Origin of the sequence: Lacrimispora sp., from assembly GCF_031982545.1 — a bacterium.
GTDB lineage: Bacteria > Bacillota > Clostridia > Lachnospirales > Lachnospiraceae > Lacrimispora.
Map to the genome: position 1 here is coordinate 113,649 of NZ_DALYXB010000015.1, position 14,805 is coordinate 128,453.

At 41.8% G+C, this 14,805-nt stretch carries 16 protein-coding genes; 2 read left to right on the forward strand and 14 right to left on the reverse strand.

Annotated elements, in window-relative coordinates; all coding sequences use genetic code 11:
* Positions 1–18 precede the first annotated feature (18 nt).
* The 3 genes from recG to ABS301_RS21920 form a co-directional block, all read right to left on the reverse strand.
* The gene (gene recG, locus ABS301_RS21910; RefSeq protein ID WP_349674229.1) at positions 19–2,070 is read right to left on the reverse strand and encodes an ATP-dependent DNA helicase RecG; all 2,052 of its coding nucleotides are present in this window, start codon (positions 2,068–2,070) and stop codon (positions 19–21) included.
* A 98-nt stretch (positions 2,071–2,168) separates the two neighbouring features.
* Positions 2,169–3,839, reverse strand: coding sequence for a DAK2 domain-containing protein (locus ABS301_RS21915; protein WP_349674230.1), 1,671 nt, complete (start codon positions 3,837–3,839; stop codon positions 2,169–2,171).
* A 14-nt stretch (positions 3,840–3,853) separates the two neighbouring features.
* Positions 3,854–4,210, reverse strand: a complete 357-nt coding sequence (locus tag ABS301_RS21920; RefSeq protein WP_349674231.1) for an Asp23/Gls24 family envelope stress response protein — start codon at positions 4,208–4,210, stop codon at positions 3,854–3,856.
* 169 nt (positions 4,211–4,379) lie between these two features.
* Between ABS301_RS21920 and rpmB the strand changes: the two genes are divergently transcribed.
* Positions 4,380–4,565 carry a 50S ribosomal protein L28 gene (rpmB, locus tag ABS301_RS21925; RefSeq protein ID WP_097004294.1) on the forward strand — a complete coding sequence of 62 codons (186 nt, stop codon included), beginning with the start codon at positions 4,380–4,382 and terminating at the stop codon, positions 4,563–4,565.
* A gap of 102 nt (positions 4,566–4,667) precedes the next feature.
* On the opposite strand, the gene ABS301_RS21930 is transcribed toward rpmB, so the two are convergent.
* From ABS301_RS21930 to ABS301_RS21980, 11 genes are all read right to left on the reverse strand, one after another.
* On the reverse strand, positions 4,668–4,805 hold the full coding sequence (locus tag ABS301_RS21930; protein ID WP_013272624.1) for a hypothetical protein: 138 nt from the start codon (positions 4,803–4,805) through the stop codon (positions 4,668–4,670).
* A 54-nt stretch (positions 4,806–4,859) separates the two neighbouring features.
* Entirely contained in the window at positions 4,860–5,270 is a 411-nt protein-coding gene (locus ABS301_RS21935; RefSeq protein ID WP_104436176.1) for a GerW family sporulation protein, read from the reverse strand.
* A 17-nt stretch (positions 5,271–5,287) separates the two neighbouring features.
* A complete protein-coding gene (locus tag ABS301_RS21940) occupies positions 5,288–6,199 on the reverse strand; it encodes a DUF2953 domain-containing protein (protein WP_349674232.1) in 912 nt (303 codons plus the stop codon).
* Positions 6,200–6,213: 14 nt separating this feature from the next.
* Positions 6,214–6,534 carry a hypothetical protein gene (locus ABS301_RS21945; protein WP_104436174.1) on the reverse strand — a complete coding sequence of 107 codons (321 nt, stop codon included), beginning with the start codon at positions 6,532–6,534 and terminating at the stop codon, positions 6,214–6,216.
* Positions 6,515–7,846 carry a hypothetical protein gene (locus ABS301_RS21950; RefSeq protein ID WP_349674233.1) on the reverse strand — a complete coding sequence of 444 codons (1,332 nt, stop codon included), beginning with the start codon at positions 7,844–7,846 and terminating at the stop codon, positions 6,515–6,517. The genes ABS301_RS21945 and ABS301_RS21950 overlap by 20 nt, the downstream gene beginning before the upstream one ends.
* Before the next feature lie 22 nt (positions 7,847–7,868).
* Positions 7,869–9,113, reverse strand: coding sequence for a competence/damage-inducible protein A (locus ABS301_RS21955; protein WP_349674234.1), 1,245 nt, complete (start codon positions 9,111–9,113; stop codon positions 7,869–7,871).
* 2 nt (positions 9,114–9,115) lie between these two features.
* Positions 9,116–9,658 carry a CDP-diacylglycerol--glycerol-3-phosphate 3-phosphatidyltransferase gene (gene pgsA / locus ABS301_RS21960; RefSeq protein WP_349674235.1) on the reverse strand — a complete coding sequence of 181 codons (543 nt, stop codon included), beginning with the start codon at positions 9,656–9,658 and terminating at the stop codon, positions 9,116–9,118.
* Positions 9,642–10,982 (reverse strand): 30S ribosomal protein S12 methylthiotransferase RimO, encoded by a 1,341-nt coding sequence (gene rimO, locus ABS301_RS21965; protein ID WP_349674236.1) that lies wholly within the window; start codon positions 10,980–10,982, stop codon positions 9,642–9,644. The genes pgsA and rimO overlap by 17 nt, the downstream gene beginning before the upstream one ends.
* A gap of 69 nt (positions 10,983–11,051) precedes the next feature.
* Positions 11,052–11,306, reverse strand: a complete 255-nt coding sequence (rpoZ, locus tag ABS301_RS21970) for a DNA-directed RNA polymerase subunit omega (protein WP_104436169.1) — start codon at positions 11,304–11,306, stop codon at positions 11,052–11,054.
* A 26-nt stretch (positions 11,307–11,332) separates the two neighbouring features.
* Positions 11,333–11,953, reverse strand: a complete 621-nt coding sequence (gene gmk, locus ABS301_RS21975) for a guanylate kinase (protein WP_349674237.1) — start codon at positions 11,951–11,953, stop codon at positions 11,333–11,335.
* 12 nt (positions 11,954–11,965) lie between these two features.
* Entirely contained in the window at positions 11,966–12,844 is an 879-nt protein-coding gene (locus ABS301_RS21980) for a YicC/YloC family endoribonuclease (RefSeq protein ID WP_104436167.1), read from the reverse strand.
* Positions 12,845–12,984: 140 nt separating this feature from the next.
* Here ABS301_RS21980 and ABS301_RS21985 point away from each other — a divergent pair, with 140 nt between their 5' ends.
* Complete coding sequence (locus ABS301_RS21985; RefSeq protein ID WP_349674238.1) at positions 12,985–14,727, forward strand: Rqc2 family fibronectin-binding protein; 1,743 nt, start codon at positions 12,985–12,987, stop codon at positions 14,725–14,727.
* Positions 14,728–14,805 lie beyond the last annotated feature (78 nt).

Below are 14,805 nucleotides of genomic sequence, written 5' to 3' on the forward strand. Positions count from 1 at the left end.
AATAATTTATTTTATCAATTACAAATTCAGCCTGTCGTAACTTTTTTCCAGATATTCACCAAGCTTTCTGCCCAGTTCTGTATTCTCTTCTTTTTCCAGATCAGGATCTTCTGAAAAAATGTGTTTTACTTCCTCTGATACCGTCTTTAATAGATTGGCATCGGTAAAAATATCGCCTAATTTAAATTCCATCTCTCCGCTTTGACGGATGCCGAAAATATCACCAGGTCCTCTTAACTTTAAATCTTCGGAAGCAATAAAGAAGCCATCATTTGACCTGTTTAAGATATCCAGCCGCTCCTTTGTTCCATCCTGATCCGAGCCATTTACTAAAATGCAGTAGGACTGATATTTGCCGCGCCCCACCCGGCCTCTTAACTGATGAAGCTGTGCAAGACCGAATCGCTCCGCATTTTCTATCATCATAACTGTAGCATTTGGTACGTTAACTCCAACCTCGACGACAGTGGTGGAAACAAGAACAGAAATTTCCCCGGAAGCAAACCGTTCCATAATGCTGTTCTTTTCTTTTCCCTTCATCTTGCCATGAAGATATTCAATACTCATTCCTGGAAGTGCTTGTTTTAACGCGGCAGTATAATCCACCACATTTTCTGCTTCAATCATCTCACTTGCTTCCACCATAGGACAGATCACGTAAGCCTGACGCCCGTCTGCAACTTCTTTTTTAATGAAATCATAAGCCTTCTTCCGGTATCCGGTATCCACCACGCAGTTTTTAATGGGGAGTCGGTTGGCAGGAAGTTCATCGATCACGGAAATATCCAGATCTCCGTAAATAATGATTGCCAGGGTTCTTGGAATGGGAGTTGCACTCATCACCATAACATGGGGTTCTTCTCCTTTTTTCCCTAACAGTTCTCTTTGCCCTACGCCGAAGCGATGCTGCTCATCTGTAATTACCAGAGCAAGCTTATCATAGATGACTTTATCCTGGATCAATGCATGAGTTCCTATTATAATGTCAGCCTCGTGGTTTGCTATTTTCTCATAAGCAATTCTTTTTTCCTTAGCAGTCATGGATCCGGTGACAAGAACCGGCACCTTATTAATCTGGTATTTTAAGAACAGCTCATTCATGGATTCATAATGCTGCCTGGCGAGAACCTCCGTGGGCACCATGAGAGCTCCCTGATAACCGTTACAGGCTGCCTGAAGCAATGCCAGTATGGCTATAATTGTTTTTCCCGATCCAACATCTCCCTGTACCAGCCGGTTCATAACCAGACCGCCTGTCATGTCAGCATAAACCTCATCAAGAACTTTTTGCTGGGCAGATGTTAAAGAATACGGCAGTCTGCTCTGAAATGTTTTTACTTCCTCTGATAACTGGATCGCAAAGGGGCTGGTTTTATTCTCTCTTTTGTCCTTTAAACGTCTGACAGCCATTAAGAAAAGGAAAAATTCATCAAAGACCAGTCTTTTTCTGGCAAACAAAAGTTCCTTCCTGTCTGACGGAAAATGAATATGTTCAATTGCAAAATTATATTCTGCCAGTTCGTGCTTCCTTCGCAGATCGGCAGGCAGATAATCCCTGATTATAAGACGGGCACTGAGTGCCTGCTTTTGAGCCCGGACAATGGTCTTATTACTTAAGCCCTTTGTCTGACCGTAAACAGGCTGCATGGAATGAATAATCTCTCCATAAGCCTCTGCCGTATAAACTTCAGGCTGCTCCATGATGAGACGGCCGCTTTTCTTAATAATCTTTCCGCGAAAAACAGCCCGCATTCCAGCCTTTAACGTAGCATGCAGATAAGGCATGTTGTACCAGATCAGCTGCATGGTGCCAGATCCATCTCTTAAAACAGCTGTAACAACCTGTACACGACTGTATCGTTTTACATCCGGCGTTCTTTCAAGCATCCCAGCCACGCTCATAACGCTGTCCGGTTTGATTTCAGCAATTGGTGAGGGGTCCTCATACGTATCATATGCCCTTGGATAATATTCCAGAAGATCTTCTATTGTGTCCACTCCAATCTTTTGAAACAGTTTCCCGGTTTTTTCTCCAATCCCTTTTAAGGATTCAATGGGTTTTTGGTTCATCCGATCACCCGCCTCCTTTCATTTTGTTTCTCCGAATACTAAAAAACCGGGCAGACGAGAGTCACGTCTGCCCGGAATCATACAGCTTCGACTCCTTTTTATTCCACGGAAATCAGATAATAGTAAATCGGCTGACTACCGCAATGAAGCTCCACTTCGCAGTTTAAAAATTGTTCTTCTGTTTTCTCCTTCAGTGCTGTGGCATCCTCTTCCCTTACATCCTTACCATAATAAATGGTAATCAGTTCTGATTCTTCCTCTACCATAGCTTCCAGTGATTTCAGTGCAGTTGCTTCAATCTCTTCCCCGACAGCAAGAATGCCATGGTCTCCCAGAGCCATAATATCGCCTTCTTTAATTTCGATATCATCGATGGTGGTATTACGGACTGCATAAGTAATCTGTCCGGTTTTTACACGGCTCATCTCTTCCGTCATAATTGCTTCATTTTCCTCAGGAGATAAATCAGGTGCAAAGTTAATAATTGCAGTAATACCCTGTGGAATTGTCTTGGAAGGAATGACGATTACTTTCTTATCCTCTACCAGACTTCTGGCCTGCTCTGCAGCCAGAATAATGTTCTTGTTATTCGGCAGAATGTAGATTGTATCTGCATTTACCCGGTCAATGGCGTTTAACATGTCCTCAGTACTGGGATTCATGGTCTGGCCGCCCTGAATTAAGTAATCCGCTCCAATACCGCTAAAGATCTCATCAAGCCCCTCACCTGCTGATACAGAGATAAAGCCATATGCCTTTCTTGGCACTGATTTCTTTCCTTCTGCCTTCTGCTGTGCTGCCAGCTTTTCTGACTCTTTAATCAGTCTTTCCTGATGCTCTTCCCTCATATTATCAATCTTCATGCGGGACAAAGAGCCAAGGGTAAGTGCCCTTTGAATGGCAAGTCCAGGATCGTTGGTATGGACGTGAACTTTTACAATATCATCATCGGATACAACTACAAGGGAATCTCCAATGGATTCTAAATACCCTTTGAATTCCTGTTCTGTTTTTTCGTTATAAGGCTTTTCTAAATTAACAATAAATTCTGTACAGTAGCCGAATTTAATATCAGCTTCTTTCAGTGCGCTACCTTCCATGGAGACAGCCGGCTCCACACGTACTGCAGCTTCTACGGTTAAGTCAACTTCTTTCCCTGAGAGGAAGTTAAAAGCACCCTTCACCACCTGCATCAGACCCTGACCACCGGAATCCACAACACCTGCCTGTTTTAATACCGGAAGCATATCTGGTGTCTGGCTTAATACGTAATCACCCTGTTCTACAACCTGTCTGCAAAATTCAAGAATGTCTTCTGTTTCAGTTACAAGCTCAGCCGCTTTTTCTGCCATTCCTCTTGCTACTGTCAGAATGGTTCCCTCTTTGGGTTTCATGACTGCCTTATAAGCTGTCTCTGTGGCTCTCACAAAGGAATTAGCCAAAATAGTAACGGTCACCTGGTCAGCGCTTGCGATCTCTTTTGTAAATCCTCGGAATAACTGGGATAAGATAACGCCGGAGTTTCCTCTTGCGCCTCTTAAAGAACCGGAAGAAATCGCTTTTGCCAAAGATTCCATGGTTGGATTCTCTATGGCAGCTACTTCTTTTGCCGCTGACATTATGGTCATCGTCATGTTTGTTCCGGTATCTCCATCTGGAACCGGAAATACATTCAATTCATTAATCCAGTCCTTTTTGGCTTCCAGTCCTTTTGCACCTGCTAAAAATGCTTTCTGGAGCATCTTTGCGTCTATATACTTCATACCCACAGGTAGTTTCCTCCTTAATCAATCACTCTTACGCCTTCGACAAAGATGTTAATCTTATCTACCGTCATACCGGTGAATTCTTCTACTTTGTATTTTACATTTTCAATCAGATTATCGGCTACTGCAGAAATGCTGATTCCATATGCTACGATTACATGAAAATCAATGGTGATATGGTTGTCCTGAATTATCACATTAATACCATGTGTCAGTCCTTCCCGTTTTAATAACTTAACGAGTCCGTCTTTCACGCTGACAGCCGCCATACCGACAATACCGAAGCACTCAACTGCTGTGGTTCCGGCGTACATAGCGATAACATCAGGGCTTACCTGGATCTCGCCCAGTTTATTATTGATATAACCCTTCATAGTCTCTACCTCCGTTCTTTCTGTCTGTAATGATTATACATGATTTTTCCAAAAAAAGAAACAAATTTTTATTTTTCACTTGCAAATCGCTGTAATTTCTGTTATCATACACTTGTTGTGGATTTTTCAACCAATAAGAAATCCAAGTTACTTTTAAGGAGGTGCAATCATGGCTAAATGTGCAATTTGTGAAAAGGCTGCTCACTTTGGCAACGCAGTGAGCCATTCCCATAGAAGATCCAACAAGATGTGGAAAGCAAATGTAAAGTCCGTTAAAGTTAAAGTAACAGGCGGCGCTAAGAAGATGTACGTATGTACTTCCTGTTTAAGATCCGGATTAGTTGAAAGAGCTTAATCGTAGGAAACTCCTGGCTGATATCAGTCAGGAGTATTTTTTTTATAATTATGAGACCCGGTTGATTCAATCGGGTCTCAATGATAGCAACAGTATTCGCTGTCAGCAGCAAAACAGATTATATCCCAGTACCAGGCATCCAATTATAAACAGAATTGTAACGATCGTCGCCGGGATAAACAGTAGGATTGCCATACCTGCTCCAAAACAGAACAGCATAAGTCCACATACTCTTCTCATATCATCCCTCAATCCATTCAGGCTATATAATATCCTATGCGGCTTATCCCTTTCTTATTCTTCTGCTTTCTCTTTCTCTGCCGCCGCAGCCATCTCCTCTGCCATTTTAATCGCTTCCGGTGATACATCCTTGTTTCCTGATGTAAACTTATTAACAAAATCCGGAACCATGTCAAGGATCTTTGTCACTGCATCCTGCTGCTTGATATTGACCAGCTTTGTCACACCGTTTTGGATAATCAGTATGGCGCTTGGGCTCATCTTCGCATGCATACCTCCGGCACCCTTTTCCTTGGCATTTTCCGAAAAGGATCCGGCAGCCATTCCACAGGTCACATCCACCAAAGGCAGAATAATGGTATCATCCACCTTAACCGCATCTCCTACAACTGTTTTTGTCGCTACAAAGGCATCCATACCTTTAAACAATGCCTCTACTGTAGACGTAAAATAATTATCTGCCATTGAACGCAATTCCTCCTTTATCGTAGCCATCTCTTTAACAGAACTCTGAAATTTTTATCAAGAAGCATCCGTATGCCGATGATCAGGACTGTCCCCAGGCGCATTCTTCCCCGAAAAGTTCCTTCTGCAGTAAACACAGATTCATCAAAAACCGGATATAGATTCCAATATTTATGAATGAAGGGATACAGTACACTGGCTGCCATAAGTGCCTGTCCCGTCAGTGCCGGATCATCAAAACCAAATGTCACGTTACCATGCCCCTTTACTGGGAAAATATGACGAATCAGACGTTTCACCTGTCTGTAAAGCAGCTTTGCGGTCTTTTGATTTTTGCTGTTGGAAAGAAAAGCCTGTATTTCATCTTTCTTCTCTTTCATGTTTTTCAGTGTATCACAAAATTTCCGGTATAAGTACTTAATTTTATCCAGAATATGGATTAATTTCTGCTTTATCTTATTATAAAAACTCTGAAGCCATGAAATATGCTCTGTTTGTGTTTGTTCTGTCTGCCTGTTCTCTTGCAGTACTGGCTGCCGGGACAGAGGCTCTCCCTGGACAGTTTTTTTCACATCCTGACCTAATTGTCGTGCTTCTTTTATGGTCTCCGGCTCTTTTATTTCCATTGCCTGAACCATGATTTCTTCTGCCTCTTTTAGCTCTTCATCCATTTTCTTTGGTCTCATAATTTGAAATCCAAACAGGCGGACTGCAATGACAACTTCTTCTTCATACCGAACCGTGACAGAAAGGATATGTAGCAGCCAGGAAATTTTCATATTCCCCTTCACTTTTTCAAAATAAGATCCTTCTCCACGGTAACGGACCGGTACAAATAGCACCAGAAGAACTGCCAGAATAATAAGTCCTAAAAGAATCAGGATCAGAATTCCTAACAGCTTTAAAATAAATAAAATTACATGAAGCATGAACACCTCACATCTTACCGGTCACTTTTCAAAAAATCAGACAGATTAAATCCTTCTGTTTTCCGGTATAAATCATGAATCACACGTCCAGCCACTTCCATTGCTTCCCAGTAATCAGAGGCAATGCCAAGGATAAAGAACTCTTTTTCCTTATAAAATGGAGATATAATCTCAGCAGCTGGAAAGATATCAAGTATATTATTCCCATTTGAAGCAGGTGTAATCACATAAATATCCAAACCGGGTTTCCCCTTCCTGATTCCCTGAATGATCCGGTATCGTTTCTTCTTCGCTTTCTCTCCGACGTATAAACGGTTATACCAGCTTATTTTCATAATCCATCAGCTCTTCCAATAATTCCATGCATGTTTCTTTTTCAGCGTGATCTAAGCAGCTTGAAAGACTGCCTCTTACGTATTCCTGGATTTCGTCTATCGAATTAAAGTATACAGGCAGATCCGATAATACCTTGGCCATAACAGCACGAACCACCGGTTTCGGTGCATCTGCAAAAAGTTCTTCCAGCTCATGAATATAAGTTTCTGTCTGCTGATCAAAATAAGACCTGTCTACGATTGCGCTTTCTTCCCCAGAAAAAGTCTCTCTGCCTTCTTCTGTCATCAGTTCAGCAAAGCTGCTTCCAGATAACAGCCTGTCTACATTCATAGAACGAATATAGTCCGCATCATTAGCAGACTCTTCGTTCAGAACTTCAACTTTTAAATAACGTTCGTAGTAAGCTTCCTGTCTGCCTTCTAACTGGGTAAGCTGGTCGAGAAATTCATCTTCTCCAACTGTAAAATCTTCCTGATCCAGTTTTACCTGAATGCTGCTTATTACAGATCGGTAAAATTCCTCTTCACTGACATCAATGACAGCGTCCTGCTTGGCAAACATCAATACACATAAATCATTAATCACATCCTCAAGCATCACATAAAAACCAGATTCATCTGTAAGAACCTGACTTGCATAGGACAATTTTGCAGAAGCTTCTTCGTAGCTTTCAAACGTCATATCCCGGTAATCCATACGTTTAAACTGCTGTAAAATTTCGTAAATATCCTTGTGACCAGCATCCATACCTTCTGGAAGAGAAACCATGGATTCCGTCCGGAGGGTGTACATCATATCCCGTAAATTCTCCCTTGGAGAACCAATATAAACGGAAAGTCCCTCCATAAGAAGACTGTAAAACTTCTGTTTTGTCAACCGGACTGGGAGCTGTCCGATAATCTGTTTAATCCGTCCGTTCATAACAGCGGAGTCACTGGTGTCAGTAATAAATTCCATCAGCCGCTTTAAAAATGCTTCGTCTCCGTCATTTGTTTTGCCGGAAGAAATAAACTTTCGTTCCATGCGATTTAAAATATACTCAAAAATCTGAAAACAGTCGGCATAGGAGGTCAGAACCTCTACTTCGCGAGTCATGTCCTTCCTCAGCACCAGCAGATCCTTGTTTACTTCACTTCCGGAAATACATTCTCCTATCAGGCTGTTTAACCGTTTTAAGTAATCAGTCATCTGCTGGGTCTGGGGTGCTTCATCTGCAACGGTCTCCAGTAATGTATAGTAGTTTAATACAAGCCTTACATAAGAATACTGATAAGCAGCAGTCATCTGCTTTTTCATCAAACGGGTTTCCACGTGTTATCTCCTCTCGGGGGTATTAATGATAATTGGATAAAATAGATCTCCTCAGGAAATCAAGGGCCTTTACCACAGACTGCTCCCTGATTTTTTCACGGTTACCTTTAAAATGGTATTCTTCCACCTTTACTTTGTCCTTCATATAGCAGGCAATATAGACTAATCCCACCGGCTTTTCTCCATCTGCGTCCGGACCTGCTATACCAGTAACTGCGATACAGGCATCTGCATCGGAAGCAAATACACCTCCGGTAGCCATCTCTTTGGCTGTCTGTTCACTGACTGCCCCATATTTTTTTAAAGTGCCCTTGCTGACATCTAGATATTTTCTTTTTGCTTTGTTGGAATAGGTGATAAAGCCTTCCCTGAAAACCTCTGAAGCACCTGGGACATTAACCAGTCTGCCAGCAATCAGACCGCCTGTACAGGATTCCGCCGTTGTGACAGTCAGTTCGTGCTTCTTTAAAAGCCGTACAACTGCCATCTCGAGGGTTTCTTCTTCCTTGGTTGTGTATACAGCATTATCAAACCGGCTTTTTATCTCTTTTACAACAGGTTTAAGAAGAGTTTTTGCTTCATCCTCATTATCAGCCTTAGCAGTTACTCTTAAATGAACCTCTGCTGTCTTGGCATAGGTGGCAATGGTAGGATTGGTCTGGGTATTAATTAAATCAATCAGCTTATCTTCCACCTGACTCTCACCATAGCCGCATATTTTAACCATCTGGGACCGGATTACTTCCGGCTGGCGGCTTTGCAGGTAAGGGAATACCTGCTCGGTAAATAACGGTTTTAACTCGTTAGGAGGTCCTGGAAGCAGTACCGCTGTTTTCCCGTCCTTCTCCATAATAAGTCCTGGAGCAGTTCCGTTGCTGTTATCAAGAACAGTGGCTCCCTGGGGAATCATGGCCTGTTTCCAGTTATTGTCCGGGATTTCTTTATATATATTGTTTTTAAAATATTTACTGATCCGCTCTCTGGTATGTTCATCCTCAACCAAATCAAAGCCCATTACCTCTGCACACACTTCTTTCGTCAGATCATCTTCTGTTGGTCCGAGACCACCGGTAAGAATTACAACATCAGAACGATTTAGTGCTGTCTCAAGTACTGCAAAGAGCCGTTCCCTGTTATCCCCAACCGTCACCTGATGGTACATGGAGAGTCCCAAAAGGGCACATTTTTCCGCGAGATACTGGGTGTTTGTATTAACGATGTTTCCAAGAAGAATTTCTGTTCCGACTGAAATCAGTTCAACTACCATGTTTACATACTCCCTTCCATAAGAACGCCATAATTTTTTGCTATATAATCAACAAGTGAAACCACTGTGAGTATTGCCGCAATCCAGATAAAGGCATTGGTAATGATCGATAGCGCAGGTATGTTTATAATCAGCAGAACCGACATCACCATCTGGGAAACCGTCTTAAACTTCCCCCAATAGCTTGCCGCAATCACAACTCCGTTATCGGAAGCAACCAGGCGAAATCCGCTGATAATAAACTCACGGCTGATAATTACAATCACGATCCAGGCCGGAAGCTGTCCAAGTGCAGTGAAGCAGATTAAACCTGCACATACCAGAAGTTTATCCGCAAGAGGATCCATAAATTTTCCAAAATTAGTTACCAGATTATACTTTCTTGCAATCTTGCCATCCAGCATATCGGTAAAGCTTGCAACAATAAAAACAGCGGCAGCTATATAGCGGTAAGTCACATTGGCACCGCCGTTAAGCAGCAAAAAAAGAACAAAAAACGGAATCATGATAACCCTTAAAACAGTCAGTTTATTCGGTAAATTCATCTTCCAACTCTCCTATTAAATCATACTCCATCGCTCCGGTAACACGGATTTTTGCAAAATCACCAGACATCAGTTCCTCACCTGTCTGAACAAAAATCATTCCATCCACTCCCGGACCATCCATATAGGTTCTTGCTACATATGCATTCTCATCAGCAACTTTTCCCTCAATCATAACTTCCAGTGTTCTTCCAACCATGGACTGGGAAAGGTCAATGGAAATCTCCTGCTGAAGCTCCATAATTGCATCTCTGCGATCCTCTTTGACCTCCTGGGGAACCTGATCAGGAAATTCTGCAGCCGGTGTATCTTCCTCTGCTGAATAGGCGAATACGCCAAGACGTTCAAACTCCATCTCATTCACAAATTCCATCAGTTCTTCGTGATCTTCCTCTGTTTCTCCCGGAAATCCCGAGATCAGTGTAGTTCTCAGTGCAATATCAGGAATTTCACTGCGAAGCCTGTTAATGATGTCCTTCAGCTGCTCTTTTGATGTTCTTCTTCCCATGCGCTTTAAGATCTTGTCGCTTGCATGCTGAATCGGCATATCTAAGTAACGGCAGATTTTACTTTCTTCTTTCATAACTGCGATCAGCTCGTCTGTAATCTCCTCTGGATAACAGTACTGAATGCGAATCCACTGAATCCCTGATATCCGGCAAAGTTTCTTTAATAATTCAGGAAGAGATTTTTTCCCATATAAGTCCACACCGTATAAAGTGGTCTCCTGAGCTACTAAAATCAGCTCCTTTACACCCTTGTCAGCCAGTTTCTCTGCTTCTTTGATCAGGTTTTCCATGGGAACACTGCGATAGTTGCCTCTTAAAGATGGGATGATACAGTAAGTACAATGCTTGTCACAACCTTCTGCAATTTTTAAAAAGGCATAATGGCCTCCCGTGGTAAGGATTCTGTCTGTTTCTGTCTGGGGAAGTAAATCCAGTTCATGGAAACAGGATACGGATTCCCCGCCTCCCAATGCCTTCTTTAAAACATTGGATATCTCGTCATAGGTTGATGTTCCCAGAATACCATCTACTTCCGGAATCTCATCAATGATCTCCTGCTTATAACGCTGTGCCAGGCAGCCTGTAACAATTAGTACTTTACAATTGCCGTCTATTTTTCTCTGTGCCATCTCTAAAATGGTATTGACACTTTCTTCCTTGGCATCGCCAATAAAACAGCAGGTATTGATTACAATGACATCTGCCTCATACTCGTCATCTGTAAAAGTATAACCGTCTCTATTTAAAAGGCCTAACATCATCTCCGTATCAACCAGATTCTTATCACAGCCCAGTGATATGCATAATAACTTCATGTTTAAACTCCTGTCATTCGTTTTTCCTGAAAGAAAAGGCCATCTACCATAACGGAGACGGCCCTCTTCTTAATTATCGTCTTCTTCTGTTGCGTCCGCTTCGCTTAAAATCTTCACTTTGCCCTCATATAACTCTTCTACGGCAACTGAAAGCGGCTTTTTGCCGGCTCCCGGAATCTCAGTGTCAGAGCCTCCGATGATCTGTCTGGCTCTCTTTGCTGCGGCAATCACGATAGAATAACGGCTCTGTACAACCGGAGCATCTCCCGGCTCTACCTCACTGTTTACTACATTAATCAAATCTGAATAAGATGGATGTAACATCTTCCATTCCCCTTTCTCAAACCAGTTTATATATTCTTTAATTCTTCCCGGATCTGGGATAAAAATGCCATATTATTGGAAGCACGCTTATGCTGTACCTGAATCATAAGATGCATCTCCTCCACGCATGTGTCGATCTCATCATTAATTAAAATATAATCATAATCCTCCATGCCCTCTGCTTCTTCCGAAGCCCTGCGAAGTCTGGCATTAATTACCTCCATGCTTTCAGTACCTCTGCCGATCAGACGGCGTTTCAGCTCTTGTGCATTGGGAGGCATGACGAACAGCAGGATTGCTTCCGGAAACCGTTCCTTTACTTTCAGCGCTCCCTGAATTTCTATTTCAAGAATAACATCCTTCCCCATTTTCATCTGGTTTAAAACATATTCCTTGGGAGTGCCATAAGAATGATTGACGTACTGTGCATATTCAATCAATTCTTGGTTTTCAATCATATCTTTAAAATGTTCTTCTGTAACAAAAAAATATTCTTTTCCATCCACTTCACCCGTTCTTGGCGTTCTTGTGGTTGCGGAAATAGACAACGCATAATTCTCATACCGGTTCAGAAGCTCTTTCATAAGTGTGCCCTTTCCGGCACCAGAAAAACCGGATACAACTACCAGCATGCCATGTTCGTTCATACTGCGATTCTCCTACTCAATATTCTGGATCTGTTCCCGTACTTTCTCAATTTCAGTTTTTAATATAATTGCCTTGTCTGAAACCTCTAAATCACTGGCCTTTGAAAGAATGGTATTGGCTTCCCGATTCATCTCCTGGGCGATGAAATCCAGTTTTCTGCCCACAATTCCTCCAGCTTCCAGTTCTGACCGTGTATGTTCAATGTGACTTCTTAAACGGACCGTCTCTTCATCCACACAGATTTTATCTGCATAAATGGTAACTTCCGCAGCAATTCTGCCCTCATCAATGGCAGCTCCTGCCAGAAGCTCTTTCACCTTATCTTCCAGCTTTGCCCGGTATTCCACAAGAATCTTCGGAGATCTCTCTTCAATAAATTCAAGAATATCGTTCATCAGGTTCAGCTTACCCAGAAGATCGGCCTTTAAGTTTTCGCCTTCTGTTAATCTTGTTTCCACAAAACGCTTTGCAGCTTCCTCAACTGTTTCTGAAAGAAGTTTCCACATCTGATCCTCATCTTCCGGTACTTCTTCCATAATAAGTACTTCCGGACATCTGGCGAGTGCAGAAACCTTGATATCGTTCTGAATTCCAAACTGCTCTTCCATCTTTGCAAAATATCCCATGTATTCAGCAGCCAGCGCACTGTTATACTTTAAACACAGCTTGTTTTCCGTATAATCTTCATAACTGATAAAAACGTCTACTTTACCGCGCTGAATATAATTCTTTAACAGATTTCTGATTCCTGCTTCAAAGAAATTAAACTTTTTCGGCATCTTTATGCTTAAATCCAAATATCTGTGATTGACTGCCTTCATCTCGACGGAAATTTTATATTCATCCGTGACGGTTTCGTACCTGCCGAAACCTGTCATGCTCTTAATCATTACAAATGCCTCTCTTTCGCCATAGATATAAACCATTATAAGTCATATTAAAAAACAAGTCAAATGGTTTTAAATTTTACATAACCGTGTTTCTGTGGTATACTATCTCCATCTATAAACCTTACCGGAGGACACAAACAATGGCATTTGATGGAATTGTTATGGCAAATCTCACGGCAGAAATGAAAGACCGGCTGGAAGGCGGGAAGATCTCTAAAATCGCCCAGCCGGAAAAAGATGAACTGCTGTTTACTGTTAAAAATCAAAAAAATACATGGAAACTTTTAATTTCGGCCAGTGCCAGCTTGCCACTGGTTTATTTCACGGAAAACAACAAACAAAGTCCTCTGACTGCTCCTAATTTCTGCATGCTTCTAAGAAAACATATCGGCAATGGCAGGATCATGAGAATCAGCCAGCCTGGTCTGGAACGAATCCTTTGCATGGAAATTGAACATTTGGATGAACTGGGCGACAGACGGACGAAAAAACTCATGATAGAAATTATGGGAAAACACAGCAACATCATCTTCTGCAATGAAGATGATATGATTCTGGACAGTATTAAACACATTTCTGCCCAGGTAAGTTCCATTCGTGAGGTATTGCCTGGGAGAAAATACTTTATTCCCCAGACCATGGACAAGAAAGATCCTCTGACCATTACCGAAGAAGAATTTATTTCTGCAATCAGTCATGCGGCTGCACCCGTACAAAAGAGTCTCTATTTAAATCTGACCGGTATCAGTCCTGTCATTGGCCATGAACTTTGTCATCTGGCCTCTATTGACGGTGATCATTCTGCCAATGAGATGTCAGAGACAGAACTCTTACATCTATACCGCATGTTCTCTTTTATGATAGAAGATATCAAAAAAACAGCATTTAAACCAAATATTGTTTATAAAAATGAGGAACCGGTAGAATTTGCAGCAGTACCCCTCACCTGCTATGAAGGAAGCGATTATGAAGCCAAACCCTTCGAATCCATCAGTACTCTTTTAGAGACCTACTATGCTTCTAAAAATGCAGTAACAAGAATTCGTCAGAAATCCGTTGATTTAAGGAAAATTGTCCAGACAGTCCTGGAACGCAATTACAAAAAATATGATCTCCAGGAAAAGCAGTTGAAAGATACGGAGAAAAAGGACAAGTATAAAGTATACGGAGAGCTTTTAAATACCTACGGTTACGAACTGACTGGAGGTGAAAAGAAACTCACCTGCCTTAACTACTACACCAATGAGGAACTCACCATTCCCTTAGACGACCAGCTTTCCGCCAGGGAAAACGCTCAGAAATATTTTGACAAATACAATAAATTAAAGCGAACCTTTGAAGCCGTTACAGGACAGATCAGCGAAACGCGGCAGGAAATTGACCACTTGGAGTCCATCAGTGCAGCACTGGATATTGCTTTGCTGGAAGAAGATCTTGTGCAGATTAAAGAAGAACTTATGGAATATGGCTATGTTAAGCATCGCAGAAGCGGAGACAAAAAGCCGAAAATAACCAGCCGCCCCTTTCATTATATTTCATCTGATGGTTTTCATATGTATGTAGGAAAGAACAACTATCAAAATGAGGAGTTAACCTTTAAGGTTGCAAGTGGTAATGACTGGTGGTTTCATGCCAAAGGAATTCCCGGTTCCCACGTCATTGTCAAATCAGAAGGAAAAGAGCTTCCCGACCGAACCTTTGAAGAGGCAGGTGCTCTGGCGGCATACTATTCCAAAGGAAGAGAAAATGATAAGGTTGAGATAGATTATATACAGAAAAAACAGATTAAAAAAGTTGCCGGAGCCGCTCCTGGTTTTGTCATCTATCATACGAATTATTCTATGGTTGCAGAACCAGTAATACAATCACAAGAAGAAAAATGATATTAAGAAATATCCTTATTAACAAAGGGGCTGTGAAATAAGTCTCTACGAAAAAGGAGGATTCTCTTCTGAGCGATA